We start from the raw sequence: 26,790 nt of genomic DNA, 5'->3' as shown, positions 1-26,790 counted from the left end.
GAGGCTAACCGTTGCGGGTTTCCAGCAGGCGACGCGCGATCACCTGCGCCTGGATTTCGGCGGCACCCTCGAAGATGTTGAGGATGCGCGCGTCGCAGAGCACGCGGCTGATCGGATATTCCTCGGCATAGCCGTTGCCGCCATGCACTTGCAGGGCGTTGTCGGCATTGGCCCAGGCGATGCGGGCGGCCAGCAGCTTGGCCATACCGGCCTCCAGGTCGCAGCGCCGGCCCTGATCCTTCTCGCGCGCGGCAAAATAGCAGAGCTGTCGCGCCAGCATGGTTTCCACCGCCATCCAGGCGATCTTGCCATGCACGCGCGGGAAGCTGTAGATCGGTTTGCCGAACTGGATGCGCTCGTTCGCATATTTCAGGCCAAGCTCCATAGCGCATTGCGCCACACCGAGTGCCCGGGCGCCGGTCTGGATGCGGGCCGACTCAAAGGTCTCCATCAGCTGCTTGAAGCCCTGGCCCTCGCGCTGGCCCAGCAGGTTCTCGGCCTTCACGGTGAAACCGTCGAAACCGATCTCGTATTCTTTCATGCCGCGATAGCCCAGCACCTCGATCTCGCCACCGGTCATGCCTTCGGCAGGGAAGGGGTTGGCATCGTCGCCGCGCGGCTTTTCGGCCAGGAACATGGAAAGACCGCGATAGCCCTTCTCATTGGGATCGGTGCGCGCCAGCAGGGTCATCAGGTCGGTGCGTGCCGCATGGGTGATCCAGGTTTTGTTGCCGGTCACCTTGTAGACATCGCCGTCCTTCACCGCCCGCGTACGCAGAGAGCCGAGATCGGAGCCGGTATTTGGTTCGGTGAACACGGCGGTGGGCAGGATTTCGCCCGAAGCCAGCTTGGGCAACCACTGCTTGCGCTGTTCTTCAGTGCCGCCGCGCAGGATCAGTTCGGCGGCGATCTCGGCGCGGGTGCCGAGACTGCCGACGCCGATATAGCAGCGGCTGAGTTCCTCGGAGACGACGCACATCGCCGTCTTGCCCAGGCCATGGCCGCCGTATTCTTCCGGGATGGTCAGGCCGAAGACGCCGAGTTCGGCCATCTCGTCCACCACGCTCATCGGAATGAATTCGTCCTTGCGATGCCAGTCATGGGCAAACGGCACCACCTTGTCCTCGCCGAAGCGGCGGAACTGCTCGCGCACCATCGCCATGGTCTCGTCGAGGCCCAGCTCGCCGAAATCGCCGGTCGCGAGCCCGTCCTTGACCAATTCGGCGATGCGGCTGCGCACGGCCGGCGTATTACCGGCACCGATCAGGGTTTTCGCCGCCGGCACCAGCATTGCCTGCTGCGCGTCCGGAGTGACGCCGAGATCGGACAGGCGGCAGATTTCCACCTGGCTCATGCTGATGCCGCCCATCATCTGGGCGAGATATTCGCCGAAGCCGGCCTGCAGGATCAGCTGTTCCAGTTCACGCAGTTTGCCTTCGGCCTGCAGGCGCTCGGCCCAGTGCAGGCTTTCCTTCAGCGTTGCCACATAGGTAGCGAGCCAGGCCAGGCCATGGGTGGCGAACTGCTCTTCTTCCAGCCGCGCGCCGTCGATATTGCCGTCGATGCCGCGCACCCGCTGCGCCACGGCAGCGGTGGCGTGGCCAAGCAGCTGTTCGGCGGCTTCCAGGGCCTTGCCACACAGCGGTAGCAGATCGGCAATCAGCAGGACATCAGAAATGGGAGTGGGCTTGGGAGCAGCAGACATGCGGGGCTCATTCTCGACAAAAAAATCGGAGTGGAAATTAAATCCTGAAAGGCGGTTGGCGGGGTTGCCCCCGCCAACCGGTCAGCATCGAGGGGCGTTATGAGTTGCCCGCTTCGATAGCATCCTCGATGGTGCGCAGGCCAGGCGTCTTGGCGCTGACCAGTACCGCCATGTTGCCGGGCTTATGCTGGTTCTTCCACATCTTGGTATGGGCGCGCGGGATATCGGCCCAGCTGAAGACTTCCGACATGCAGGGATCGAGACGACGTTCGATCACCAGCTGGTTGGCCTGGCTGGCCTGCAGCAGGTTGGCGAAATGGCTGCCCTGGATGCGCTTTTGCCGCATCCACACGAAACGCGCGTCGAAGGTAAGGTTGAAACCGGTGGTGCCGGCGCAGAACACCACCATGCCGCCGCGCTTCACCACGAAGCAGGAGACCGGGAAGGTCTGCTCGCCCGGATGTTCGAAGACGAAATCGACATCGTTGCCCTTGCCGGTGACTTCCCAGATCGCCTTGCCGAATTCGCGGCACTTCTTCATGTAGGCGCCGTATTTCTCGGCATCCAGCACCGGCGGCAGCTGGCCCCAGCAATCGAAGTCGTTGCGGTTGATCACGCCCTTGGCGCCGAGGCTCATCACGAAGTCGCGCTTGGACGGATCGGAGATCACGCCGATGGCATTGGCGCCGGAGATCGCGATCAGCTGGATCGCCATCGAACCCAGGCCGCCGGCGGCACCCCAGACCAGCACATTGTGGCCCGGCCGCAGGATATGTGGGCGATGACCGAACAGCATGCGATAGGCGGTCGCCAGCGTCAGTGTATAGCAGGCGCTTTCTTCCCAGGTCAGGTGCTTCGGCCGCGGCATCAGCTGGCGCGACTGCACGCGGGCGAACTGCGCAAAGCTGCCATCCGGCGTCTCGTAGCCCCAGATACGCTGCGAGGGCGAGTTCATCGGATCGCCGCCGTTGCACTCCTCGTCGTCGCCGTCATCCTGGTTGCAGTGCACGATGACTTCGTCACCAACCTTCCAGCGCTTCACGCGGCGGCCGACGGCGTAGACGATACCGGCAGCATCCGAGCCGGCAATGTGGAACGGGGCCTTGTGGACGTCGAAGGGCGAGATCGGCACGCCGAGGCCGGCCCAGACGCCGTTGTAGTTCACGCCGGCAGCCATCACGAGAATCAGCACCTCGTCGGCATCGATTTCCGGGGTGGGCACGACTTCGAGCTGCATCGACTGCTCGGGCGGACCGTGGCGGTCGCGCCGGATCACCCAGCCATACATATTCTTCGGCACATGGCCGAGCGGCGGAATTTCACCGACCTCATAGAGGTCTTTATGGGCGCCGGCCGCATCCTGAACCTTAGCGGCGGCCTGGGCAGCCTGAGCCTGGCCCCCCTGTAATTGGGCGGTCGGCAGCGCGACAACGGATCCACCCGCATTCGACATGACGAAACTCCTCCTGTGCTATCCCTGTACGACGTTCGTTATGAACGCAGGTTTGTGCTTGTTGGGCCGGTTAGGCCGGGATTAGCCTTGCCGGACACCTAAGACGGTGCATTGCAAAGCGGATACCATCTTTTTGCAGAAGCGAAAAAATGGCAAGATCGTTTTGCAATGCAGCAGAGGTTATGATATTTCGAATACGCCGTGCAACCGGAAATATAATGACCTAACGTCAACTTGACACGGAATAAAATTATGACCGCGACTCGCTCAACTGATGGTACTACGGCCACTGGCCTTCGCAACCGCGAAAAGAATAACGCGGAAAAGCCCTGGTTGTTCCGCACCTATTCAGGCCACAGTTCGGCCACGGCCTCGAATGAGCTGTACCGGACCAATCTGGGCCGCGGCCAGACCGGCCTGTCGGTCGCCTTCGACCTGCCGACCCAGACCGGCTACGACAGCGACCATGTGCTGGCGCGGGGCGAGGTGGGCAAGGTCGGCGTGCCGGTCAGCCATCTGGGCGACATGCGGGTGCTGTTCCACCAGATTCCGCTGGCGCAGATGAATACCTCGATGACCATCAACGCCCCGGCCGCCTGGCTGCTGGCGCTCTATATCGCGGTGGCCGAGGAACAGGGCGCCAAGCGCGCCGACCTGAACGGCACGGTGCAGAACGACATCATCAAGGAATATCTCTCGCGCGGCACCTATATCTATCCGCCGGCAGCCTCGATGCGGCTGATCACCGACGTGATCGCCTTCACCTATCGCGAGCTGCCGAAATGGAATCCCACCAATGTCTGCAGCTATCACCTGCAGGAAGCCGGCGCCACACCGGTGCAGGAACTGGCTTACGCATTGGCAACGGCAATCGCAGTCCTCGATGCGGTGCGCGACAGCGGCCAGGTGCCAGCGGAGGATTTTGCCCAGGCTTTCGGCCGTATCAGCTTCTTCGTGAATGCCGGCATCCGCTTCGTCACCGAGATCTGCAAGATGCGCGCCTTCGTCGATCTCTGGGAGGAGATCGGACGCGAACGCTATGGCGTCACCGACCCCAAGGCCCTGATGTTCCGCTACGGCGTGCAGGTCAATTCGCTGGGCCTGACCGAACCGCAGCCGGAAAACAACGTCTATCGCATCCTGCTCGAGATGCTGGCGGTGGTATTGTCCAAGAAAGCCCGTGCCCGCGCCGTGCAGTTGCCGGCCTGGAACGAAGCGCTCGGCCTGCCGCGGCCCTGGGACCAGCAATGGTCGCTGCGCCTGCAGCAGATCGTCGCCTATGAAACCGACCTGCTGGAATACGGCGATCTGTTCGATGGCAATCCCGCAATCGATGCCAAGGTCGAGGAACTGAAGCAGGCGGCGCGTGCCGAGCTCAAGCGCATCGAGGATATGGGCGGCGCGATCCAGGCGGTCGAGAGCGGCTACCTCAAGCAGGCGCTGGTGGAAAGCAACACCGCGCGCGTGCGCGGCATCGAAACCGGCGCGATCACCGTGGTCGGCGTCAACAGGTTCACCGAAAGCGCGCCGTCTCCGCTGGTCGCCACCGAGGGTGGCGCGATCATGACGGTCGATCCGGCTGCCGAATCCGAGCAGATCGAGCGGCTGAAGGCGTGGCGTGCCAGTCGCGACCAGAAGGCTGTCGATGCCGCACTGACCGGGCTGGAAGCTGCGGCGCGCGAGGGACGCAATATCATGGAGCCGAGCATCGCTGCGGCCAAGGCCGGCGTCACCACCGGCGAATGGGCTGCCATCCTGCGCAAGGTATTCGGCGAATATCGTGCGCCGACCGGCGTTTCGGCCGCCAGCGGCGCGCTGGCGAATGACGGCATGGACGAGCTACGCGAGGAAGTGAAGGCCGTGGCCAGGCGGCTGGGCCGTCCGCTCAAGCTGCTGGTCGGCAAGCCGGGTCTCGACGGCCATTCCAACGGCGCCGAGCAGATCGCCGTGAAGGCGCGCGATTGCGGCATGGAAGTGGTCTACGAGGGCATCCGCCTGACGCCGGAGCAGATTGTCGCCGCCGCCCTCGAAGAGGGCGTGCATCTGGTCGGCCTGTCCATCCTCTCGGGCAGCCATGTGGAACTCGCGACCGAGGTGATGCAGCGCATGCGCGCCGAGGGCATCGGCGGGGTGCCGGTGGTGGTCGGCGGCATCATTCCGCCCGAGGACGAGGCGCGCTTGAAAGCCGCCGGCATCGCCGGGGTCTTCACGCCGAAGGATTATGACCTTACCGCCATTATGCGCGCCATTGTGGCGCTGGTTGACCGCAGCTGGTCCCAGGCAGCTTGATGGGGGGCGGCATAAGCGGTCGCATGTTCTGGCTACTGACGGCGGCTTGGGCCGTCGGACTGGTGCTGAGCGGCATCGCACCCTACGACAGGCTCACCTGGCTGATGGAGGTCCTGCCCGCCATCATCGCCTGGCCGATCCTGTTCGCCACGCGGCAGCGTTTCCGCTTCAGCGATCTGGCGATGGCGCTGATCGCCCTGCATGGCCTGATCCTGATGCTGGGCGGCGCCTATACCTATGCCCGCGTGCCGCTCGGTTTCTGGCTGCAGGACTGGCTGCAGCTGGAGCGCAATCCATACGACCGCATCGGCCATCTGGCCCAGGGCTTCGTGCCGGCGATCATCGCGCGCGAACTGCTGATCCGTGTGTTCCGCATCGGCAGCCGGGGGCTGGTCGGTTTCCTGGCAGTCTGCATCTGCCTCGCCATCAGCGCCATGTATGAGCTGATCGAATGGGCGGCCGCGCTCAGCCTGGGTCAGGGCGCGGATGAATTCCTCGGCACCCAGGGCGACGAGTGGGATACGCAGTCCGACATGTTCATGGCCCTGGTCGGTGCCCTGGCGGCCCTGCTGCTGGCGCGCTGGCATGACCGGCAGATGCAGCGGCAGGGCAAATAGATCGCGCCATTTGCGCTCGGTCAAACATCTGCCACGACCTGCGGGTTAGACTGCCGGCATGACCGAGCCCAATCCTGCCGATATCGAAGACCTGTTCGATCCGCCGCCCGACAAGGTGATTGAGACGCATATTTCGCGCGTCTTCCTCACCGGTGACCGGGCCTGGAAGCTGAAGAAGGCCGTCACGTTGCCCTATGTCGATTTCGGCAGTCTGGAGCAGCGGCGCGTCGCCTGCGAACGCGAGGTGGCGCTCAATCGCCGCACAGCGCCGGCCCTCTATCTCGGCTGCCGCCCGGTCTGCCGTGACAGCACCGGCCGGTTGAGCCTGTCGGCACAGGGCGACCCGGTGGAGTGGCTGGTCGAAATGCGGCGATTTCCGCCCGCAGCCACGTTCGACGAGCTTGCCGCCCAGAACTGCCTGACGCCGGCGCTGGTCGAAACACTGGCCGATACCATCGCCGCCTTCCATGCCGGCGCCGCGCATGTGGATGTCGACGCCGCGGCAAGCGTTGCCCGCACGATCGAACTGAACCGGGCCGCCTTCGACCGGCTCGCCCCCGATGCCCTGCCGACTGCGCCGCTGGCCGATTTTCACACCGCACTGGCGGCCGAGTGCAACCGCCGGCGCGACAGCCTGGCACAGCGCCGTTTCGTCGGACGTATGCGCCATGCCCATGGCGACCTGCATCTGCGCAATATCACGCTGATCGATGGCAAGCCGGTGTTGTTCGATTGCCTCGAATTCGATGACGGTTTCGCCGAGATCGACACGCTCTACGATTTTGCCTTCCTGCTGATGGACCTGCTGCAGCATGATCGCGCCGACCTGGCCAATCTGGCGCTCAACCGTTACCTGGAAGCCAGCGGCGACTATGCCGGTCTCGACCTGCTGCCGCTCTATGTCGCGCTCCGTGCCGCGATCCGCTGCCATATCGCGGCGATGACGCCGGCAGGCCGCGACGAGGCAGCGCGCTATCTGGCCCTCGCGCAACGGGCCCTGCAATCCAGCGGTGTCCGCCTGGCGGCCGTTGGCGGCTTCTCCGGCACCGGCAAGACCACCGTGGCCCGTGCCTTGGCGACCGATCTGGGCGGCTATCCCTGGGGCGGCGTGCTGCTGCGTAGCGACGTGTTGCGCAAGCAGCTGCTGGGCGTGCCGCTGGCACAGCCGCTGCCGCGCGACACCTACACGCCGGAGGCGAGCCAGCGCACCTATGCGGCTTTGCTGCACCGAGCGGCATTGCTGCTGCGGGACGGCAACAGCGTCGTCCTGGATGCGGTTTTCGGCCGACCTGACGAACGGCGCGGCGTCGCCGGGGTCGCGGAAACTTGCGCGGTACGCTTCACCGGCCTCTGGCTCACGGCGCCGCTGGATGTGCTGGCGCAGCGCGTTGCCGGCCGGCGCGGCGACGCCTCGGATGCCAACGAAGCCGTGGTGCAGTGGCAGGCGCAGCATCTGGAACCGCCTGCGGCGACGGAATCGGCCTGGCTGACCGTGGATGCCGCCGGTGACCGGGACTGTACAGTGACCCGGGCGCGGATCGCACTGTCCGCCGGATAGCTGCCGCATCTGGCATCCGGTCGCCGGGACTGCTATTCGAAGGCAGCCAGCCCGAGGACAGTCCTTTTCGGAGACAGATGTGCTGCCGCGTTTATCCAGAGTGATCCGGCCCCGCAGCGTGGCTGGCCGTATCATGACCAGCCTGGTGGCCGGCCTTGGCTTGCCGGTGCTGCTGTATGCCATCCTGATGCTGCGTACCCATGGCTACGAGCCGATGGGGCTGTGCCACCCAATACCGAACGGCGGCCTGATTCCCATCGACATGAGCCGGGGCAGTGGCATTCCCACCGGCTGCGGGATCGACTGGGGGTTCGTGGCCAGCAATATACTGCTGCCCGGTCTCGGCTTTGCCGTCCTGGCCTATTTCCTTATGGCACTGCTGGCACGTGCCGAACGTTGATCAGCCGAGGGCGCTGTCCGTCCTCCAGATCAAGAGGGCGATGTGGCGGCAGACTCTGCAAGGAAGATCAAACGGAATAACGGCCGCACCGGCGAACCGGCTGCGCTGCCGCACCATGGTGCCGCCGACCTGCCGGCCGTGCATGTCGACAGCTATAATCTCGAACTGCGGGACGCCGGGGGATTCATCGGCGATAAGGCCAGTGGCCGTGCCTTCCGCCGACTGCTCGACGAAATCCGCAAGGAGGCCGACGACGCGGTTGAGGCGGACACGGCGCCGCACGCCGACCTGTCGAAAGCTGAACTCGATGGGATCCTCACCGGCGACGACTTGGGCGCCGCCGCGATCGTACAGGGTGCCATAGAGGAATTTGCGCAGAACCTGTCGGCCGTGGCGCAGCGTTTCCTGCGCCAGCAGACATGGCGCGGTGTGCAGCGCATCGGTGTAGGCGGCGGGTTGCGGCGCAGCCGGGTGGGCGAGATCGCCATCCTGCGCTCGGCGATTCTGCTGCGGCAGGCCGATCTCGATGTCGGAATGGTGCCGCTGGCGCACCACCCCGACGAGGCCGGCCTGATCGGCGGACTGCAACTGCTGGCACCTGATGTCATGCACGACCACGATGGCTTTCTCGCCATCGATATCGGTGGCACCAACCTGCGCTGCGGTATCGTGACAATCCGCCGCAAGGATAGACTGGGCGATACCGCCCGTGTCGAGCGCCTGCTGCACTGGCGGCATCGTGACGAACGGCCGGGACGCGAGGAAGCAATTGACCATCTAGGAGGCATGATGCGCGAGCTGGCCGCATATGCAGCCAGGAAGAAACTTCGGCTGGCGCCGGTGATCGCGGTCGGTTGCCCCGGCCTGATTGCCGATGACGGCTGGATCAAGCGCGGCGCGCAGAATCTGCCGGGCAATTGGGAAGGCGAGGATTTCAACCTCACAGAGGCACTCTTTGAACGCCTGCCGCGCATCGGCGGGCACAGCATCAGCATCGCACTGCATAACGACGCGGTGGTCCAGGGTCTGAGCGAGGTCTGGCGCATGCGCGATGTCGGGCGCTGGGCTGCTCTGACCATCGGCACCGGACTGGGCAATGCCAGCTATACCAATCTGAAAATCTAGTGCGATGCCGCCCAGGCCTTCTGTCCGGGCGGATCGACCTTGGGTCTCGCGACAGTCGGCTGTCAGGCCGACACAGATACCCCGCTACCATACTGCGACTGGTATGCCGACAGGCGATCCTGCTGTCTGGCATACTGCTCCAGCTGGCCAAGGAAGGTCTGCAGCAGGGTGTCGGTTGTGGTCGTCGTGCTGTCGCTGCTGGAGGCGGTATCCTCCGTCTCCTCACTGCTATAGCTCTGCAGCAGGTCGAGCAGGGTGGCAACGGTCGAGGTGTCATCATCCTCATCGTCATCCGATGCGCTGTCGCCCGACATGCCGGGCGGCGGACCCGGTGGGGGCGACGGCATCTGGCCGCTTTCCTGCATGGCCAGCATGGTGCTGTGCATCTGCTCGCCCAGCTTCTTGAATCCGGCATCGAATTCCGAGCCGGATACGGCACCGTCGCCGTCGGTGTCGAAAGCCGAGACGATGCCGTCCGAAGTCAGGCTGCTGTCGGACGAACCGCTCTGCAGCGTGTCGAGCAGGGAGCTGATCTCGCTGGTATCCAGTTTGCCATCGGTATTGGCGTCGCTTTTGGAAAACAGCTGGCGCATGGCCTGCTGAAGTGGATTGGTGCCGGAACCGACACCGCCAATGCTACTCATACGGACCTCCTTCGAAGTCATTGCGGATATGGAGGTGGCATGCGGCCGACGGCTGCTGCCATATCTCCGCAAAAAGCTGCATCAAGTCGCATGCCATTGTCCGGTGCCAATAAGTTGCTGAGTTTACGAAGAGATATTGTTTCAGGAGATTGCAGTGGCGGATGCTCCGGACCGCCCGGCAAATCCGCATCGGCAGCTCTTGCCGGATTTGCGTCCGGCGATTGCCTGCAACAGTCTGTAATGATGTTTCAAGCGGATAATGTCGGCAATTCGGCGCGCAGGCGCGGCAGGGCATAGACGTGATTCTGTTGCAGGAAGGCGATGATCTTCTCGCGGATTTCGCAGCGCAGGTCGAAGGCGCGGCCGGCTGATCCGGCGCTGGCGAGGATGCGGACTTCCATTGTGCTCTGCTTGAAATCAGTCACCTGCACGGCAATCACACGCTTGTCCCAGTTGGGTGAGGCGCCCACAATCTCCTCGGCCTTGCTGCGAATCTCAGCTACCGGGGCGGTGTGATCCAGATACAGCATCACCACGCCGATCAGGTCGGCATTCTCGCGGGTCCAGTTCTGGAACGGCTTTTCGATGAAATAGCTGAGCGGCAGGATCATGCGGCGCCAGTCCCACAGCCTTACAACCACGTAGGTGGAGGTGATTTCCTCCACATTGCCCCATTCGCCCTCCACGATCAGGGCATCATCTATGCGGATCGGCTGGGTAATGGCCAGCTGGATGCCGGCAATCAGATTTTTCAGCACCGGCTGCAGGGCGAGGCCGACGATGATACCGGCGGCACCGGCCGAAGCCAGCAGCGACACGCCGTATTGCCGCACGCTGTCAAAGGTCATCAGCGCGATGGATGCGGTGATCACCAGGATCAGCACATTCGCCACGCGCTGAAGCATGCGGGTCTGCGTCACATGCTTGCGCGCCAGAAGGTTGTCTTCGGTGTCCAGCTTGAAGCGGCGCAGATGCATCACCATCCAGACATGGAAAGCAGTCAGCGCGATCCAGCCCAGCAGAGCGATGAATCCCACCGAGAGTACCTGTCGCACGATGGCGCCCCATCCAGGGGGTAGCGGTGCGATGCTGGCGGCGAAACTGACGGCGACGATCAGGAAAGCCAGACGTGTCGGCCCCTCGGTACGCGCCAGCAGCGCCCGCCAGAACAGGTCCATATGGCTGACCCATCGGGTCACCATGCGGAATAGAATACGATGCAGAAGATTGGCCAGAAACGGGGCCAGGGCCAGAATGATCAGACTGATCATCCAGTCCGGCATCCATTGCAGTCTGGCAACGATTTGATCGAAGAGCGTGCTCGGATCATTCATGCGGATTTCAAATCCGCGGGCGCCGAGGGTTCGGCGGAAATGGCAGTTCGCAACAGACTATTCTCCTTCGATCACGCCGAAGTTCTTCGACTTGGTGTGGCGGTCGGCGAAAGCGAATCCTTCACCGGTGAGGCCGCGACGCAGTAGTTCGCGGATAGCGGCAGCGCGGCTGGGCATCTGCTTGTTGAAGCGCCAGTCGTCCAGCGCCTTCAATTCATCGGGCGTCAGCATGATCTGCAGCCGTTCGCCGCGGGCTTGTTGATCGTTCATGGCCTTTCACCATCCGGGTTATTGGGCAGAGTTATTTGACGCTCATTTTGCGTCTTATGAGTAGAAAACGCTGAAGCCCCCTAAGGAGTTCAATGCTCAGATTAAGTCTTTAATACCGTTAGGATTATTCTGGACATGGACGTAGGGTCTGGGCAGAGGACACAGCGATGAGCACCTGGCCCGCATTATTATTCCCGCCGCATCCGGTCGGCGATTCCGCAACGGATTCGCCATCGGTATCAGTCGAGCTGTCTGAACTGCTGCGCAGGGAAGCCGATCACCGGATCGGCAACAGCCTGCAGATGATCAGCAGTCTGCTGAACATGCAGCAAAAGCAAGCCGTCGATGCTCAGGCCCGCGACGCCCTGGCCCGCACCAGCAAACGGTTGCGTCTGATTGCCCAGTTGCATCGACGCCTGTCGATCGGCGACGGCACCGGCATCGTGGCACTTGAAGAATATCTGACCGGCCTGCGCGACGAGATTTTTGCTGCTGTGGTCGATCATCACCGTCATGCCCTGCTGGTGAATGTCGATCCGCTCTGGGTTCCGGCGCGGATCGCCAGTGCGACCGGCATGATCGTCAACGAATTCATTTTCAACTCACTCAAGCATGCCTATCCCGGTCAGCAGGATGGTGGTGTCATCGAGATTGCCTGCGGCAAGGGCGAAGATGGCGCGCTGTATCTGACCGTCAGCGATGATGGCGTCGGCCTGCCCGAAGCCGCCCAGCCCGAGGCGGCCACGGGGCTCGGCATGAAACTGATCCATGGCCTGGTGGCGCAGCTGGCCGGCACCTTCAACATCCGCCGCGGCGGACCCGGCGCCTGCTACGAGATCATGCTGCCGCTGCCGGCGTAACAGTCCCGCGCCAAACGAAAAACCGCCCGGACATTGCTGACCGGGCGGTTTGCGTTTCGGCCATGTGGCCTGAATTGGAATTTTTTACATCCCTCTCTGATCAAACACAGACGGCATTTTAAAGTGCTTTAGTTTAGGAGCGGATTTGTATGTGATAGTCGGACGATCTCCAGCATCTCCCTCCAAGACATCGTTAGATTCTATAAAAGCGATCATATAATTCTGAATGAAATCGTTGAAATTTTTCACGCATTTTGCGGTCTCATCAATCAAGCGATCATAGGATTTTTGCATATTCTCTTCACCAATCGAATGGATCATTTCATGGTTGGGTATCAGATCGCATGCATAATAGAGCGTATTTGAGCTTGCTGGGGATAGATAGAGAAGTAGTTCTTCGCTTTCGTTTATATTCTTGATTGTTTTATCAATGCGGTTGATGGGATAATGAAATCCAAACTCGTTTCTAATTGATGTAGCTATATTTGCTTTACCAAAATAACGTTTTAGAGCTTTTAAAGCTTGCTTTCCGGGCTCTGGCATTACCTTGTCGTATTTCTGAGATACTTCTTTAATGAAGTAGAGTTTTTTTGTTAATTCCCAACCTTCATGTAGCTTACTCGTAATGATCTTGCCGATTAGTAGGGCCTGAGCCGTATTAAATCTTTTTACAAAGCTATCGTCGCGAATATGTGTGCTTTGAGCGGTTATCAAAAATAATCTGTTTAGTATAAGCAGGTCGTTTGCTAGGTGGCCCAGCAGGAAAAACAAATTACGCTCAACGTTAGGGCTATTAAGTAATTTTTCCTTAGAGAGTTGCAGAGTATAAATTTCTACCTGTTTTTTATTCTGCGGCATTATCAGCACTCCCGTTAATGTGTGGGAAATAAAAAAGCCCGGCAATTATGGCCGGGCTTTTCATTGTAGCGTGAGGTTTTTTACTCGGCGGCTGCCTTGTCGATCGGTGCACCGTTGCTGCCGGGTTTCCAGCGCAGCACGGGCGACCGCGCGGCGCGGGTTTCGTCCAGGCGGCGACGCGGCGTAAGCTGCGGTGCAGCCTGGAACCAGGCGACCTGATCGCCCTGTTTCGCTTTCTCGGCCAGGCCGCGCAAAGTGGTCACAAAGGCATCGACGCTGTCCTTGCTTTCGCTTTCGGTCGGCTCGATCAGCATGGCGCCATGCACGACGAGCGGGAAATACACCGTCATTGGATGATAGCCCTCGTCGATCATCGCCTTGGCGAAATCCAGCGTGGTGACGCCGGTATCCTTGAGGAAGCGATCGTCGAACAGCGCTTCATGCATGCAGGGGCCCTCGAAGCTCGGGGTCATCACATCCTTGAGGCTGGCCATCACATAGTTGGCCGACAGCACGCTGTCCTCCGCCACCCGCTTCAGACCATCGGCGCCATGGCTCATCATGTAGGCCAGAGCCCGGATGAACATGCCCATCTGGCCGTTGAAGGCCTTCATGCGGCCGAAGCTTTTAGCGTCGCCGCTTTCAACCAGCCGATAGCCATCGCTGCCATGCACCACATAGGGCACCGGCACGAAATCCTTCAGCGCATCCGACAGCACGACAGGGCCCGAGCCAGGGCCGCCGCCGCCATGCGGGGTGGAGAAGGTCTTGTGCAGGTTGATATGCATGGCGTCGATGCCGAGGTCGCCCGGCCGTACCTTGCCGACGATGGCGTTGAAGTTGGCGCCGTCGCAGTAGAAGAAGGCGCCGGCGGCATGCACCATGTCGGCGACCGTCTTGATGTCGCGCTCGAACAACCCGCAGGTATTCGGGTTGGTCAGCATGATCGCCGCCACATCCGGACCCAGCTTGGCCTGCAGGGCATCGAGATCGACGCGCCCCTCGGCGGTGGCCGGGATCGGATCGACGGTATAGCCGCAGAGTGCCGCGGTGGCGGGGTTGGTGCCATGCGCAGACTCAGGCGCGAGAATGCGCTTGCGCACATCGCCGCGCGCCTTCAGCGCCGCGCGGATCGCCATCAGGCCGCAAAGTTCGCCATGGGCGCCAGCCGCCGGCGACATTGCCACCGCCGGCATGCCGGTCAGCGTCTTGAGCCAGCCGGCCAGTTGGTCGATCAGTTCCAGCGCGCCCTGCACGGTGGAGGCCGGCTGCAGCGGATGGATGTCGCCCAGTCCGGGCAGGCGGGCCATCTTCTCGTTCAGGCGCGGATTGTGCTTCATCGTGCAGGAACCGAGCGGATACAGGCCGGCATCGATGGAATAGTTCTTCTGGCTCAGGCGCACGAAGTGGCGCACCACCTGCGGCTCGCTCAGGCCCGGCAGGCCGATCCTGCCCTGGCGCTTCAGGCCGCCGAGGCGGTCTTTCACTTTCGGCGCATCTGGCAGATCAACGCCGGTGCGGCCCTCTTCGCCGATTTCGAAGATCAGCGCTTCTTCCATCTGCAGGCCGCGATTGCCGGTGATGGTGCCGGTGACGGCGCTGTTGGCGGCCGCATGCGGCGTGGTCGGGCGTCCCTGACGGTTCAGCATCACAGCACCTCCTTCAGGGCGGCGGCAAGTTTGTCCATGTCGCCTTCAGTATTGGTTTCGGTCACGGCGATCAGCAGGACATTTGTCAAATTTTTATCGCCTGGGAATAACCGCGAGGCCGGCACGCCGCCGAGAATCTTCTTTTCCACCAGCTTCTCCACCACCTCGGCTGCCGGCTTGGGCAGGGTGATGGCGAATTCGTTGTAGAAGGCCTGTGGCACGATGGCGACGCCCTTCATCTGGCTCAGCTTCTCGGCCAGCTGTACCGCCTTGCCATGGTTGATCTCGGCCAGCCGGGTCAGGCCGGCTTCGCCCAGCAGGCTCATATGGATGGTGAAGGCCAGTGCACAGAGACCCGAATTGGTGCAGATATTCGATGTCGCCTTTTCGCGGCGGATATGCTGCTCGCGGGCCGACAGCGTCAGCACGAAGCCGCGCCGGCCATCCTGGTCGACGGTCTCGCCACAGAGGCGACCTGGCATCTGTCGCACATATTTCTCACGGGTGGCAAACAGACCGACATAGGGCCCGCCGAAACTGAGCGGCACGCCGATGCTCTGGCCTTCCGCCACCACGATATCGGCGCCCATGGCGCCCGGCGGCATGATCAGACCGAGCGAAGTGATCTCGGTAACAGCGACAATCAGCAATGCGCCCTTGGCCTGGCAGGCGCGGGCGAGGCCGGTGAGATCGCGCAGATGACCGAACACATTCGGATTCTGCACCACCACGCAGGCGGTCTGCTCGTCGATCAGGGTCGCAAGGTCTTCATTGCCGGCAAGATCGACCGGGGCCGCCACATGCGGCTGGTCGGTCTGGTCCATCAGGGTGGCGACCGTGTCGCGGTAATGCGGATGCAGGCCGCCCGACAGCACCGCCTTGCTGCGCTTGGTGATGCGCTGTGCCATCAGCACGGCCTCGGCCGCCGAAGTGGCGCCGTCATACATCGAGGCATTCGCCACTTCCATGCCGGTGATCATGCTCACCTGGGTCTGGAACTCGAACAGATACTGCAGCGTGCCCTGGCTGATCTCGGGTTGATACGGCGTATAGGAGGTGAGGAATTCCGAGCGCTGGATCAGGTGATCCACGGCAGCCGGGATATGGTGGCGATAAGCGCCGGCGCCGAGGAAGAACGGCACCTCCATCGGCGAGACATTCTTCTTCGCCATGGCAGCAAAAGCGCGCTCGACTTCCAGTTCGCCCTGGTGCAGCGGCAGGTCGAGCTGCGGGTTCAGTGTACCGGCAGGAACGTCCTTGAACAGGGCGTCGATACCGCCGGCACCGATGGTGTTCAGCATCTCGCCGCGGTCGGCTTCGGTCAGACCGAGATAGCGCATGGGGAGGCGCTCCTGATTAGAGGGTCTTGAGATAGGCGTCGTAGGCGACCTGATCCATCAGGGCGTCCAGTTCGCCTTTGTTGCTGAGCTTGAGCTTGACGAACCAGCCATCGGTCTGCGCTGCGCGGTTCACCAGCGCGGGGTCATCGACGATGGCCTGGTTGCCTTCCACCACTTCACCGCCGGCCGGAGCGTAGACTTCGCTGGCCGCCTTCACCGATTCAACCACGGCAACTTCGGCGCCGGCATCCACCTTTTTGCCCGGTGCCGGCAGGTCGACGAACACAACGTCGCCCAACTGGCTCTGGGCGTAATCGGAAATGCCCACGGTGGCGACATCGCCATCGAGACGGATCCACTCGTGGTCCTTGGTGTAGCGGGTGGTCATGGATCGTCTCCTTACTTGGCGTAGCGTTTGGTGATGAAGGGAAGGGTGCAGGTCTTGGCCGGCAGGGCCTTGCCCCGCACCATCAGAGTAAGCGGCGTGCCGGGCTTGGCGTATTCGATGGCGACATAGCCCATGGCGACCGGGGCATCGACACTGGGACCGAAACCACCCGAGGTGATGACGCCGATCTTCTCATTTTTCTCATTGAAGATTTCGGTACCTTCGCGGGCGGGTGCGCGGCCCTCGGGCTGGATGCCGACGCGCTTGCGCATGACGCCGTCTTTCAGCTGTTTCTGAACGATGGCGGCGCCGGGGAAACCGCCGTCTTCGCGGCGGCGTTTGGAGATCGTCCAGTTCAGGCCGGCCTCGATGGGCGACGTAGACGTGTCGATGTCGTGGCCGTAGAGGCAGAGCCCGGCTTCAAGGCGTAAAGAGTCGCGCGCCCCGAGACCGATCGGCTTTACTTCCGGCTGACCCAGCAGCCAGCGCGCGAAATCCTCGGCCTCATCGGCTTTCAGCGAAATCTCGAAACCGTCCTCGCCGGTGTATCCCGAACGCGTGACAAAGGCCTCATATTTGCCGAGCGCCAGCGTGGCGCCCATGCCGAAGCTCATCGCCGGCATCACGGAATTCAACCGCGACAGCACATCGACGGCGACCGGCCCCTGCAGCGCCAGCAGCGCGCGATCTTCCAGGTATTCGACCTCGACGCCTTTGAGATGCGCGCGCATATGCGCGATGTCTTCGGTCTTGCAGGCGGCATTTACGATGACGAACAGATCGCGGTCGCGCTTGTTCACCATCAGGTCGTCCAGGATGCCGGCCTGGTCGTTGGTGAACACCGTGTAGCGCATCTTGCCGACATCCAGCGCCACGAGATCGCCGGGCACCAAAGCTTCCAAGGCCCTGGCCGGGTCGCCTCCGGTCAGGCGCACCTGGCCCATGTGGGATACGTCAAAGAGACCTGCAGCGGCGCGGGTGTGCTTGTGCTCGGTCAGGATGCCCGCCGGATACTGCACCGGCATTTCATAGCCGGCAAAGGGCACCATCCGCGCGCCCAGCTCTTTGTGCAGCGCGTTCAGCGGCGTGATTTTGAGGTTTTCGGCCGTATCGCCCAAGCGAGGTTCCCTTGCAGACAGAGTCAGAGTCGAACCGGCGGATGGTTTCGCCGTTCGCCCCCTCTGTCCGGGAACCTGAGAGATTCGCAGTATTTTGTACTGCTTACTCCTTCGGTGGGACCGGGGTTGGACTCCCGATCCGCTTTCCAGAGTGTCGCCAGTCCGGTCGGTCCGTTGGCCTGAGAGTTTCCGGGGCGGTTGCTCCTTCGGCGCGCGGGCCCCCGTGTAGAACGGGTTTCGCGTCTCTCCCGCCAGACTGCTAGCGACGCCGCGAGAATAGGCGGCGCCATATATTAGTCAATGATATTCCCGGTGACCTTGCGGAAGCTCGAAAACACCACGATTGACAATGCTTTAGGGGCGATTAGGGTTATCCACAGCAAAGGGGTTTTCCGGGCGCCGGACGCGACTCGGCGACTCGATAAAATGGAGGAAACCGCCATGAACCCGTTCTTCGTCGAGCAGATGGCGATGTATTCGGCCTATCACCGGGATGCGCGCAATCGTGCCACGCATTTCATCGGCATTCCGGCCATCGTGTTTGCGCTGTTCATTCCGCTGCACTGGGTGACGCTGTTCACACTCTGGGGCGGTGAAACCGTGATCACCCTGGCCAGCCTGCTGTGGTTCGGCACCGGCATGTTTTACATCTGGCTCGATCGCCGCATCGGCAGCCTGATGATGTTGTTTTCCTTCGGGCTGCTGCAGATCGCCGAATGGGTGGCGATGCAGGGCGGCACTGTAGGCTGGATCGCCTTCGCTGCTTTCTTCGTCGGCGGCTGGATATTCCAGCTTGTCGGCCATGTCTTCGAAGGTCGGCGCCCCGCACTTGCCGACAATCTGCTGCAGGCACTGATCGGTCCGATGTTCCTGGTGGCCGAAACCGTTTTCGCGCTCGGCCAGCAGAAAGACCTGCATGATGCGGTCGAGGCGCGCTGGAAGAATTACTCTGTTGGCGCCATGCGCGAGCGGGCAGCGGCTTAGGCCGCCGCGCTCTTCGCCATGAAGACAGCGTGAGAGCTGCGGTGACACTATCTTTCTGACGGCAATTTTCCTTCAATCATGGCCGGCTCAGGCTTTGTCCTGACCGGCCATCCACATTTAAGGGCCTTGGCATGACGCAACGCTGGAAGAACCGGCCCGACGGGTCGAACTGGGGCGAGTTCGGTGCCGACGACCGCATCGGCCGCGTCAACTGGATCACGCCCGAGAAGGTGAAGCAGGGTGTCGCCGAGGTGCGTGAAGGCCGCACTTTCTGTTTGTCACTGCCGCTCGAATATCCCGGCGGCAATCTGCTCAATCCGCGCCGCTTCCCGCCGCAACTCTTTGCCGTGGTGCGCGAGGGTAAGCCGAACATGGCGCTGCCGCTGTCGTTGTACGATCCGAAAGTGACTGATGTTTCAAGCGACGACGCAGCCCTGCTGTATCTGCAGTATTCCACGCAATGGGACAGTTTCGCCCATATCGGCTCGATGTTCGATGCCGATGGCGATGGCAAGCCCGAACGGGTCTTTTACAATGGCTGGCGCGGCGGCAGCGATATTCCCGATGCCGAGGATCGCGGCGTCGGCGAACCGCGGCTGGAGCGCTTTCCGTCCAAGGGCACCGAGCCGCTTGGCATTCATAATTTCGCCAAGCATGGCCTGCAGGGCCGTGGCGTGCTGGTCAACCTGAAGGACGAGGTGGGCGAGACGCGCACCTGGATCGGTTATGACCTGCTGATGACGGCGATGGAAAAGCAGAAGGTCAGTATCGAGCAGGGTGACATGCTCTGCTTCTACACCGGCTTTGGCGATGTGCTGATGTCCATGGGACGCAAGCCTGATCACCACCGGTTGGAAAATTCCTGCGCCGTGCTGGATGGCCGCGATGCCAGATTGCGCAACTGGATCACCGATTCCAAAGTCAGCTGCCTGATTGCCGACAACTATGCGGTCGAAGGCCTGCCGGCCAAAGCCGTGGAGGGCAGCCATGCCATGCTGCCGCTGCATGAACACTGCCTGTTCAAGCTCGGCGTGCCGCTGGGCGAGCTGTGGTATCTCTCGGAGCTGGCCGCCTGGCTGAAACAGCACCAGCGCAACCGCTTCCTGCTCACGGCACCGCCACTGCGCCTGACCGGTGCGGTCGGTTCGCCGGCCTCGCCTATCGCCACCGTCTGAAGCGCGGCTGTCAGGGCGATAACTGCGTTGCAGTAAGCTGCACGCTATGGTCCATTATTACCAAGCGGCTCCACATCTTCAGATGGATTTATGTGCCGCACACTGAGCGTCGGCCCGGCAATTTAGCCGCATTACGCTTTATTAATGTCCCAGCCGCGCACAATCAGAATACGAATAGTTGCAATTCGCGCTGGATCGCACCGATCCGAGGAAGCAACAGCAGGGGGATGAAAAATGAAGCCGCATTCCGCATTCCGCATAATTGCCATCACGCTCGTCGCGGCACTGTCTGTCGCATTCGCAGCGCCTGTACTGGCCCAGGACAAGCATGCGCCCAAGGCCCAGGCCTGGGCGGAGAAAACGCTGCGTGAGTGGATGAAAGACCCTGTCGTGATCGAAGCGGTCAAGGCACAGAATGCCAAGCATGCCGGCCTGACCCAGGACAAGGTCGATGCGCTCGACAAGCAGTGGCGCGCCGAAACCAAGGCTTCTGCCAAACCCCTGATCAATGAAGTGATGGGCAACCCGCTTTCGGCGTTTCTGAAAAAGAAGGAAGCCGAGGGCAAGGGTCTCGTTACCGAAATCTTCGTCATGGACAACAAGGGGCTCAATGTCGGCCAGAGCGATGTGACGTCAGACTACTGGCAGGGCGATGAAGCCAAGTGGCAGAAGACATTCTCGGTCGGCCCGGCGGCCGTGTTCGTGGACAAGGTCGACAAGGATGAATCGACCCAGAAATTCCAGACCCAGGTCAGCATCTCGATTGTCGACCCGGCAGGCGGCGCCGTGATCGGCGCGGTCACTGTCGGCCTGGATGTTGAAATGCTGATGGAGATGTGAAGCCCATCAGCATTCATCGCAAAAGGAACTGGTCATGCAGAATGCAGATGCGATGATGGGGGCAGCCAGGATGATGGGCAAGCGGGGCAGTCTGCGGCTGAGCCTGGCCGTGAAGCTTGGTCTGGTCATCGCCGTCATTCTTTGCGTTATGGTCGGCGGCACGGTGTTTCTTCAGCTGAAATTGCGGCTGGAGGCGACGCTTGCCGATTTCCGCAACAGCAATCAGCAACTGGCCACGCTGGTGGCGCAGCAAATTTCCGGCGGTGTGCGCTGGGGCAAGCCGGAGACGATCCAGCCGGCGCTGGAGGGGCTGGCGCAGTTCGAAGGGTCAGCGCTCGCCAATGCGGCGGTATTCGATGCCAGTCACAAGGTCATTCTCGAATACGAAAGCAAGGCTTTCCCGCCCAACCGCGAGGTGGCGAGCCTGATTTCGCCGGCCATGCTGCAGACGCTGAAAGCCGGTCAGCCGGTTTCGGTGATCGGCACTACGCACTATATCGTCGCCGTGCCGGTGGTCGCCGGGCGCGACAAGGAATATGTCGGGACTATGGCACTGGCCCTCAGCCTGGCCAATCTCGAGGCCACTTACACACGTGATTCCCGCCGCGCTGCCTTGCTCGGTGGCGGCTTGCTGGCGGCGCTGATGGTCGCGTTGATGCTCGGTACGATGCTGCTGGTCAGCCGTCCGCTGCGAAAGATAACCGCGACCATCACCGATTTGGTTGCGGGACGGCAGGATGTTGTAATTCCCAGCCTCGGACGTGGCGACGAGGTTGGCGATATTGCGCGCAGCCTTGATGTGTTCAAGGCGCAGATCGCGCAGAATCAGGCGCTGCAGCTTGAGCGCAGCCAGACGCAGGCCGGGCAGCTGGCCGAACGTGAGCGCAACGAGGCCGAGCGTGCACGGCAGGAGGAGGAACTGGATCGTTCGATGGCAAAAGTCATCGATGCGGCGGTGCGCGGCAATCTTGGAGATCGCATCGATGCCGCCAATCTGAACGGTGCCGTTGGACGTATTGCCGAGGGCATCAATCGACTGCTTGATGTGACCGACCGTTCATTACAGCAGATCAGTGCGGTATTGGCCGGCATGGCCGATGGCGATTTGTCACGACGTATCCGCGGCGATTTTGCCGGCGTGTTCGCCCGCATTCAGAGCGATGCCAACGGCACGGCCGAGAAATTGACCGAGATCGCCAATCGGCTGAACGATACCGCACGAACGGTGCGTGATGCGTCTGGCGAGATTTCCTCCGGCAGTCAGGATCTGGCCAGCCGCACGGAATCGCAGGCGGCCTCCATCGAGGAAACGGCAGCCTCGATGCATGAGATCACCACGACGGTGAAACAGAATGCCGACAATGCGCAGGCGGCCAATCAACTGGCGGTCGCCGCCCGCGATACTGCAGAAAAAGGCGGCAGCGTGGTGAAGAATGCCGTCAGCGCGGTGACCCAGATCGAGGCCAGCGCGCAGAAGATCAGTGACATCGTGGGGCTGATCGACGAGATCGCCTTCCAGACCAACCTGCTGGCGCTCAATGCCAGCGTGGAAGCCGCAAGAGCGGGCGAGGCCGGCAAGGGTTTTGCGGTGGTAGCGCAGGAGGTGCGGGCGCTGGCGCAACGCTCGGCCAATGCGTCGAAGGACATCAAGGCGCTGATCACCGAATCGAATGCCCAGGTCAAGACCGGTGCCAGTCTGGTGAATCAGACCGGCGTGTCACTGATGGAGATCGTCAGTGCCATCAAGAAGGTGAGCGACATCGTGGCCGAGATTGCCGCGGCCAGCCGCGAGCAGGCCACCGGGCTGGATCAGGTGAACACGGCGGTCGGTAGTATGGATGAGATGACCCAGCGCAACGGTGCCCTCGTTGAGCAAACATCCGCCTCCGCCCAGGCGCTGGCCGGCGAAGCGCAACGCTTGGCCGAGCTGGTGGCATTTTTCAAAGCAGACTGAGCCGCGCGCGCGACATTTTTGGTCTTTCAAGCACTTGCTCCCCATGCTGACGATCTGATTTGATCGCAGATCGCGAAACGGGAGATGCTTCATGAATGGCGCCGAGAGCTTGGTCAGAACCTTTGTCGCGTCCGGCGTCGATGTCTGCTTCGCCAATCCCGGCACTTCGGAGATGCATTTCGTCGCGGCCCTCGACCGTGTGCCCGGCGTGCGCTGTGTGCTTGGCCTGTTCGAAGGCGTGGTAACCGGTGCGGCCGATGGCTACTGGCGCTTGGCACAGAAACCGGCCGCCACGCTGCTGCATCTCGGTCCCGGCCTCGCCAATGGCGTTGCCAATCTGCACAACGCGCGCAAGGCCAGTTCCGGGGTGGTGAACGTGATCGGCGAACACGCCACGCACCATCTGCAATATGATGCGCCGCTCACCTCCGATATCGAAGGCATCGCCCGTCCGGTGTCGCACTGGATCGGCCGTGCCAACACCGCTGGCGAGGTTGCCGGCCTGGGTGCTCAGGCCGTGGCTGCAGCCCGCAGTCACAACGGCCAGATCGCCAGCCTGATCCTGCCCGCGGATACCGCCTGGAACGAGGCGCCGCAGGGTGAAGCCAGGCCGCTGCCCGTGCCACCGCGCGCCAGGGCCGATGACACCCAGGTCAAGGCTGCGGCCGCCGCACTGAAGAAAGCCGGCTCGAAAGGCATGCTGATCCTCGGCGGCATCGCGCTGCAGCGGCAGGGGCTGCTGCTGGCCGCTCGGATCGCGGCCGCCACCGGCTGTCGCCTGTCGAATAATGGCTTCAGCGCGCGCATTGAGCGCGGCGGCGGGCTGCCCAGCGTGGGCCGCATTCCCTTTGTCGTCGATCTGGCGCTGAAATATCTTGCGGATGTGCGCGAGATCGCGCTGATCGGCGCCAAGCGTCCGGTCGCCTTCTTCGCCTATCCGGGCAAGCCCAGTATCCTGACGCCGGATGACTGCAACATCACCCCGGTGCTCGATGTGGAGGGCGACCTGATCGATGCGCTGGAGCGCCTGGCCGATGCGGTCGGCGCACCGAAGACCGTGCCGGCGTACAATCCGGGCCTGCTGAGGCCCGCCCTGCCCGAAGGCGCGCCGAGCTTCGAGAAGATCGCCGCCGCCATTTCCGCCCTTCTGCCCGACAACGTCGTGGTGGTGGATGAATCGGTTACCTCCGGCCGCGGCATTTTTGCCGCCGCAGAAGCCTCCGGTCCGCATGACTGGCTCAACAATATGGGCGGTTCGATCGGCTACAGCCTGCCGGTGGCCGTCGGTGCGGCGATTGCAGCACCGGATCGCAAGATCGTTGCACTGACCGGCGATGGCAGTGCCTTCTATACGCTACAGGCGCTGTGGACGATGGCGCGCGAGCAGCTCAACGTCACCATGGTGATCTTCGCCAACCGCTCCTATGCCATCCTGCGCAACGAACTGGCCAATGTCGGTGCCGCCAATCCCGGGCCGCGCGCCATCGACATGCTGACGCTCGACCGGCCCGACCCCGACTGGGTGGCTCTGGCCAAGGGCCATGGCGTCGCGGCGGTCAGCGTCGACGAGATGGGCGATTTCAGCCGGGCTTTCGCGGCGGCCCTGGAAACCCGGGGACCACAACTCGTTGAGTTGCGCTTCTGATTTTGCCACAAGCCTTGGTAGAGGTTGGCCGGCCCGGTGCTAAAGTCTTGATAACCTTGAGGCTATTTTTAGGATTCCGTTTGCAGCTTGGCCGGAATTTTGCCAATCATTAGACGCGGAAGTCCTGAAGCAGCGGGCGGGTCAAGCCGGTTGCCGGTCCCGATCACCGAAGGATAAGCCGCAGTTTTCCGCCCCCACCGGGCACACGCCGTCCTCGTTACCAAAGGGCGGCGTTCTAACCAGACGATTTCCGCCGCTGCCGCAGACCGACAGCCCGTGCGACAACAGAAAGTGTGAGCGCCATGTCCATGCCAGCGACCGTTTCCGCCGCCACCGCCGTCCCCGCCACGACCGACAAGGCCGGCGCCGCCGTCATGGGCGGCAGTCAGGAAGTCCTGACCTTCACCATCGGCGACCAGAATTACGGCCTCGACCTGCTCAGCGTTCGCGAAATCCGCGCCTGGACCGACGTGACCCCGCTGCCCAATACACCGCCCTTCGTGCGCGGTGTGATCAACCTGCGCGGTGCCGTGGTGCCAATCTTCGATCTGCGCGTCCGCCTCGGCGGTGGCGTGACCCAGCCGACCAGCGCCAATGTCGTGATCGTGGTGGAGATCGGCAGCGAGTCTGTCGGTCTGCTGGTCGATACGGTCTCGGATATCCTTGCGCTGGATGCCTCGGCGCTGCAGCCGGTGCCGGCTACCGCGGCGGATGAGGAACACACCTTCCTCAGTGCCCTGGCCACCCACGAAGAGCGTATGGTGGCTTTGATCGACGTCAATCGTCTGTTCAATCGCGGCGTACCGTCGATTTCGGCGGCGGCTTAATACGCTGCCGGATGATGACCGGCGGGGCTTCCGAGTCTCGCCGGTACCTGCGGAATTCATGTTCCAGATCATCCGCATACAATTAAATTTTAAGATGTGAACATTGGATTGTACCCGGTTGTGGCCTGCTTCGCCCGCCCGGAAACCTCCGCAGGTGTACGTTTATCAACCTCAGCAAGATCAAGCCGTTGTGCCAACCTGCAACAGCTTAATCTCAGCTTCGGGGGAGGGGACGCACATGTCATTCGCTTCTCATATCAAGATCGGCCCGCGGGTGCTCGCTGTCGTTGCGCTCTTGGCGATCGCAGCGGCGGCCATCGGCACGATGGGCGTGATTTCCCTCGACCGCTTCGAGCGTCAGACCAATGTGATGGAGAGCATTGCCAAGCAGACCCAGTATGGTGAACGGCTGAACGCCATGGTCTATGCGGTGGTGATGGACTCGCGGGGCGTCTATATGTCGGCGGACACCAATGCCGCCAAGCCCTTTGCCGCCGGTATCCGGCGTTTCACCGCCGAGATGGAGAATGTGCTCAAGGATTGGACCACCCTGATCGGTCCGCAGGCGGCGTCAACTGACGAAGCCAAGCTGTTTATCGCGCAGATCAACCAGTTCATCCAGTTCCGCCGCGAACTGGCACGGCTTGGCACCGATGTCGATACCAAGCAGGCGCGCGAATATGGTGACAACGAAGCCAATCGTGCCAACCGCCAGGCCGTCAACAAACTGATCGACGGCGTCACCAAACGTAATGCCGAGCGCGTGATCGAGGTCAGCAGCGGCCTGACTGAGTATTACAACGCCCAACGCCCGCTGCTGATCACCATCACGGTGGCGGCGATTGCCATTTCTGTGCTGCTGGCACTTTATATCGTCATTGCCACCCTGACCCGGCCGATCAGCCGCATCACCGGCGTGATGAACACGCTGGCCACCGGCAATACCGGCATTGCCATCACCGGCAGCGAACGCCGCGACGAGATCGGCGAAATGGCCAAGGCAGTGCAGGTATTCAAGGACAGCATGATTGCCCGCGAGGAAGCCGAGACGCAGATTGCGCAGCAGCGCGAGGAAGCGGAGTTGCGGCGGACCGAACGCGAAACGCGCGAAAAGGCCGCCGGCGAGGAAATCGCCGCCCTGGTGAACAAGGTGGCTGGCGGCGACCTTACCGGCCGTATCAACGAAACTGGCAAGGACGGGTTTTTCCTTTCCACCAGCCAGGAACTCAACAGGCTGGCCGCAACGCTGCAGACCATGGCCGGCGAACTCGCTGAAGTCATGGGGGCCATGGCCGAGGGTGATGTGACCCGCAGTGTGCGCGGCGAGTATCACGGCGTATTCGGCCAGCTTAAAGACAGTGCCAATGGCATGGCGGCGCGGCTGCGCGACTTTGCCGGCCGGCTGACCTCCACGACGCATTCGGTCAAGACGGCCGCCGGTGAAATCACCGGCAGCAGCCAGGATCTGGCACAGCGGACCGAAGCGCAGGCGGCCGCCATCGAGGAAACCGCTGCCTCAATGCACGAAGTCACCACCACCGTGAAACAGAATGCCGATAATGCCCAGGCCGCCAATCAGCTTGCGGTCGCGGCCCGCGATACTGCCGAAAAGGGCGGCAGCGTGGTGGCCGATGCGGTGGCTGCGGTCAGTCGGATCGAAGGCAGCGCCCAGAAGATCAGTGATATTGTCGGCTTGATCGACGAGATCGCTTTCCAGACCAACCTGCTGGCATTGAATGCCAGCGTGGAAGCGGCCC

General features: G+C 62.1%; 23 protein-coding genes and 1 riboswitch. Of the genes, 13 read left to right on the top strand and 10 right to left on the bottom strand.

Annotation, left to right across the window (positions count from 1 at the left end; genetic code table 11):
• Positions 1-4 precede the first annotated feature (4 nt).
• Complete coding sequence (locus OJJ21_RS02880; RefSeq protein ID WP_297682951.1) at positions 5-1,705, bottom strand: acyl-CoA dehydrogenase family protein; 1,701 nt, start codon at positions 1,703-1,705, stop codon at positions 5-7.
• A gap of 97 nt (positions 1,706-1,802) precedes the next feature.
• Entirely contained in the window at positions 1,803-3,158 is a 1,356-nt protein-coding gene (ccrA, locus tag OJJ21_RS02875) for a crotonyl-CoA carboxylase/reductase (RefSeq protein WP_297682949.1), read from the bottom strand.
• A gap of 252 nt (positions 3,159-3,410) precedes the next feature.
• On the opposite strand from ccrA, the gene OJJ21_RS02870 reads away from it, so the two are divergent.
• From OJJ21_RS02870 to OJJ21_RS02850, 5 genes are all read left to right on the top strand, one after another.
• The gene (locus OJJ21_RS02870) at positions 3,411-5,447 is read left to right on the top strand and encodes a methylmalonyl-CoA mutase family protein (protein WP_297682947.1); all 2,037 of its coding nucleotides are present in this window, start codon (positions 3,411-3,413) and stop codon (positions 5,445-5,447) included.
• A 23-nt stretch (positions 5,448-5,470) separates the two neighbouring features.
• Positions 5,471-6,064 (top strand): DUF2238 domain-containing protein, encoded by a 594-nt coding sequence (locus OJJ21_RS02865; protein ID WP_297682945.1) that lies wholly within the window; start codon positions 5,471-5,473, stop codon positions 6,062-6,064.
• A gap of 58 nt (positions 6,065-6,122) precedes the next feature.
• A complete protein-coding gene (locus OJJ21_RS02860) occupies positions 6,123-7,622 on the top strand; it encodes a bifunctional aminoglycoside phosphotransferase/ATP-binding protein (RefSeq protein WP_297682943.1) in 1,500 nt (499 codons plus the stop codon).
• A 79-nt stretch (positions 7,623-7,701) separates the two neighbouring features.
• Positions 7,702-8,022 carry a hypothetical protein gene (locus tag OJJ21_RS02855; RefSeq protein WP_297682941.1) on the top strand — a complete coding sequence of 107 codons (321 nt, stop codon included), beginning with the start codon at positions 7,702-7,704 and terminating at the stop codon, positions 8,020-8,022.
• Positions 8,023-8,064: 42 nt separating this feature from the next.
• Positions 8,065-9,147, top strand: coding sequence for a hypothetical protein (locus OJJ21_RS02850; protein ID WP_297682939.1), 1,083 nt, complete (start codon positions 8,065-8,067; stop codon positions 9,145-9,147).
• Between the two features lie 62 nt (positions 9,148-9,209).
• On the opposite strand, the gene OJJ21_RS02845 is transcribed toward OJJ21_RS02850, so the two are convergent.
• The 3 genes from OJJ21_RS02845 to OJJ21_RS02835 all read right to left on the bottom strand — a co-directional run bounded on the left by OJJ21_RS02845 (position 9,210) and on the right by OJJ21_RS02835 (position 11,395).
• Complete coding sequence (locus tag OJJ21_RS02845) at positions 9,210-9,791, bottom strand: EF-hand domain-containing protein (protein WP_297682937.1); 582 nt, start codon at positions 9,789-9,791, stop codon at positions 9,210-9,212.
• A 248-nt stretch (positions 9,792-10,039) separates the two neighbouring features.
• Complete coding sequence (locus OJJ21_RS02840) at positions 10,040-11,125, bottom strand: mechanosensitive ion channel family protein (RefSeq protein ID WP_297682934.1); 1,086 nt, start codon at positions 11,123-11,125, stop codon at positions 10,040-10,042.
• Between the two features lie 57 nt (positions 11,126-11,182).
• Positions 11,183-11,395 (bottom strand): hypothetical protein, encoded by a 213-nt coding sequence (locus OJJ21_RS02835; protein ID WP_297682932.1) that lies wholly within the window; start codon positions 11,393-11,395, stop codon positions 11,183-11,185.
• Positions 11,396-11,562: 167 nt separating this feature from the next.
• Between OJJ21_RS02835 and OJJ21_RS02830 the strand changes: the two genes are divergently transcribed.
• Entirely contained in the window at positions 11,563-12,255 is a 693-nt protein-coding gene (locus OJJ21_RS02830) for a sensor histidine kinase (RefSeq protein ID WP_297682929.1), read from the top strand.
• An 84-nt stretch (positions 12,256-12,339) separates the two neighbouring features.
• Here the strand turns inward: OJJ21_RS02830 and OJJ21_RS02825 are convergent, their stop codons facing one another.
• From OJJ21_RS02825 to gcvT, 5 genes are all read right to left on the bottom strand, one after another.
• Entirely contained in the window at positions 12,340-13,113 is a 774-nt protein-coding gene (locus tag OJJ21_RS02825; protein ID WP_297682927.1) for a hypothetical protein, read from the bottom strand.
• An 80-nt stretch (positions 13,114-13,193) separates the two neighbouring features.
• Entirely contained in the window at positions 13,194-14,762 is a 1,569-nt protein-coding gene (gene gcvPB / locus OJJ21_RS02820; RefSeq protein WP_297682925.1) for an aminomethyl-transferring glycine dehydrogenase subunit GcvPB, read from the bottom strand.
• Positions 14,762-16,102, bottom strand: a complete 1,341-nt coding sequence (gene gcvPA, locus OJJ21_RS02815) for an aminomethyl-transferring glycine dehydrogenase subunit GcvPA (RefSeq protein ID WP_297682923.1) — start codon at positions 16,100-16,102, stop codon at positions 14,762-14,764. Before gcvPA ends, gcvPB begins: the two co-directional genes overlap by 1 nt.
• A gap of 16 nt (positions 16,103-16,118) precedes the next feature.
• Positions 16,119-16,490, bottom strand: coding sequence for a glycine cleavage system protein GcvH (gene gcvH / locus OJJ21_RS02810; RefSeq protein WP_297682921.1), 372 nt, complete (start codon positions 16,488-16,490; stop codon positions 16,119-16,121).
• Positions 16,491-16,501: 11 nt separating this feature from the next.
• Positions 16,502-17,608: a glycine cleavage system aminomethyltransferase GcvT gene (gene gcvT, locus OJJ21_RS02805; RefSeq protein ID WP_297682919.1), complete on the bottom strand. Its 1,107-nt coding sequence runs from the start codon at positions 17,606-17,608 to the stop codon at positions 16,502-16,504.
• A 53-nt stretch (positions 17,609-17,661) separates the two neighbouring features.
• Positions 17,662-17,768: riboswitch (glycine riboswitch) on the bottom strand.
• A gap of 281 nt (positions 17,769-18,049) precedes the next feature.
• Between gcvT and OJJ21_RS02800 the strand changes: the two genes are divergently transcribed.
• The 7 genes from OJJ21_RS02800 to OJJ21_RS02770 form a co-directional block, all read left to right on the top strand.
• Positions 18,050-18,592 carry an Mpo1-like protein gene (locus OJJ21_RS02800; RefSeq protein WP_297682917.1) on the top strand — a complete coding sequence of 181 codons (543 nt, stop codon included), beginning with the start codon at positions 18,050-18,052 and terminating at the stop codon, positions 18,590-18,592.
• Between the two features lie 131 nt (positions 18,593-18,723).
• The gene (locus OJJ21_RS02795) at positions 18,724-19,767 is read left to right on the top strand and encodes a cyclase family protein (protein WP_297682915.1); all 1,044 of its coding nucleotides are present in this window, start codon (positions 18,724-18,726) and stop codon (positions 19,765-19,767) included.
• 234 nt (positions 19,768-20,001) lie between these two features.
• Positions 20,002-20,607, top strand: a complete 606-nt coding sequence (locus OJJ21_RS02790) for a hypothetical protein (protein ID WP_297682913.1) — start codon at positions 20,002-20,004, stop codon at positions 20,605-20,607.
• A 34-nt stretch (positions 20,608-20,641) separates the two neighbouring features.
• A complete protein-coding gene (locus OJJ21_RS02785) occupies positions 20,642-22,561 on the top strand; it encodes a methyl-accepting chemotaxis protein (RefSeq protein ID WP_297682911.1) in 1,920 nt (639 codons plus the stop codon).
• Positions 22,562-22,652: 91 nt separating this feature from the next.
• Entirely contained in the window at positions 22,653-24,206 is a 1,554-nt protein-coding gene (locus OJJ21_RS02780; RefSeq protein WP_297682909.1) for an acetolactate synthase large subunit, read from the top strand.
• A gap of 302 nt (positions 24,207-24,508) precedes the next feature.
• Positions 24,509-25,033, top strand: a complete 525-nt coding sequence (locus OJJ21_RS02775; RefSeq protein WP_297682906.1) for a chemotaxis protein CheW — start codon at positions 24,509-24,511, stop codon at positions 25,031-25,033.
• A gap of 238 nt (positions 25,034-25,271) precedes the next feature.
• On the top strand, positions 25,272-26,790 hold a 1,519-nt coding region (locus tag OJJ21_RS02770), incomplete at its 3' end, for a methyl-accepting chemotaxis protein (protein WP_297682904.1).

Origin of the sequence: Ferrovibrio sp. (assembly GCF_025869515.1) — a bacterium.
In the GTDB taxonomy this organism is placed as follows: Bacteria; Pseudomonadota; Alphaproteobacteria; order Ferrovibrionales; family Ferrovibrionaceae; genus Ferrovibrio.
This window is presented reverse-complemented; position numbering and strand designations above follow the sequence as displayed.

What these genes read in the sequence shown, in the direction of transcription:
- OJJ21_RS02825 (WP_297682927.1), bottom strand. Translation starts at nt 13,113, where the DNA reads ATGCCGCAGAATAAAAAACAGGTAGAAATTTATACTCTGCAACTCTCT.
- gcvPB (WP_297682925.1), bottom strand. Translation starts at nt 14,762, where the DNA reads ATGCTGAACCGTCAGGGACGCCCGACCACGCCGCATGCGGCCGCCAAC.
- gcvH (WP_297682921.1), bottom strand. Translation starts at nt 16,490, where the DNA reads ATGACCACCCGCTACACCAAGGACCACGAGTGGATCCGTCTCGATGGC.
- OJJ21_RS02835 (WP_297682932.1), bottom strand. Translation starts at nt 11,395, where the DNA reads ATGAACGATCAACAAGCCCGCGGCGAACGGCTGCAGATCATGCTGACG.
- ccrA (WP_297682949.1), bottom strand. Translation starts at nt 3,158, where the DNA reads ATGTCGAATGCGGGTGGATCCGTTGTCGCGCTGCCGACCGCCCAATTA.
- OJJ21_RS02865 (WP_297682945.1), top strand. Translation starts at nt 5,471, where the DNA reads ATGTTCTGGCTACTGACGGCGGCTTGGGCCGTCGGACTGGTGCTGAGC.
- OJJ21_RS02870 (WP_297682947.1), top strand. Translation starts at nt 3,411, where the DNA reads ATGACCGCGACTCGCTCAACTGATGGTACTACGGCCACTGGCCTTCGC.
- OJJ21_RS02795 (WP_297682915.1), top strand. Translation starts at nt 18,724, where the DNA reads ATGACGCAACGCTGGAAGAACCGGCCCGACGGGTCGAACTGGGGCGAG.
- OJJ21_RS02790 (WP_297682913.1), top strand. Translation starts at nt 20,002, where the DNA reads ATGAAGCCGCATTCCGCATTCCGCATAATTGCCATCACGCTCGTCGCG.
- gcvPA (WP_297682923.1), bottom strand. Translation starts at nt 16,102, where the DNA reads ATGCGCTATCTCGGTCTGACCGAAGCCGACCGCGGCGAGATGCTGAAC.
- OJJ21_RS02860 (WP_297682943.1), top strand. Translation starts at nt 6,123, where the DNA reads ATGACCGAGCCCAATCCTGCCGATATCGAAGACCTGTTCGATCCGCCG.
- OJJ21_RS02780 (WP_297682909.1), top strand. Translation starts at nt 22,653, where the DNA reads ATGAATGGCGCCGAGAGCTTGGTCAGAACCTTTGTCGCGTCCGGCGTC.
- OJJ21_RS02775 (WP_297682906.1), top strand. Translation starts at nt 24,509, where the DNA reads ATGTCCATGCCAGCGACCGTTTCCGCCGCCACCGCCGTCCCCGCCACG.
- OJJ21_RS02785 (WP_297682911.1), top strand. Translation starts at nt 20,642, where the DNA reads ATGCAGAATGCAGATGCGATGATGGGGGCAGCCAGGATGATGGGCAAG.
- OJJ21_RS02830 (WP_297682929.1), top strand. Translation starts at nt 11,563, where the DNA reads ATGAGCACCTGGCCCGCATTATTATTCCCGCCGCATCCGGTCGGCGAT.
- OJJ21_RS02800 (WP_297682917.1), top strand. Translation starts at nt 18,050, where the DNA reads ATGAACCCGTTCTTCGTCGAGCAGATGGCGATGTATTCGGCCTATCAC.
- OJJ21_RS02845 (WP_297682937.1), bottom strand. Translation starts at nt 9,791, where the DNA reads ATGAGTAGCATTGGCGGTGTCGGTTCCGGCACCAATCCACTTCAGCAG.
- OJJ21_RS02840 (WP_297682934.1), bottom strand. Translation starts at nt 11,125, where the DNA reads ATGAATGATCCGAGCACGCTCTTCGATCAAATCGTTGCCAGACTGCAA.
- OJJ21_RS02880 (WP_297682951.1), bottom strand. Translation starts at nt 1,705, where the DNA reads ATGTCTGCTGCTCCCAAGCCCACTCCCATTTCTGATGTCCTGCTGATT.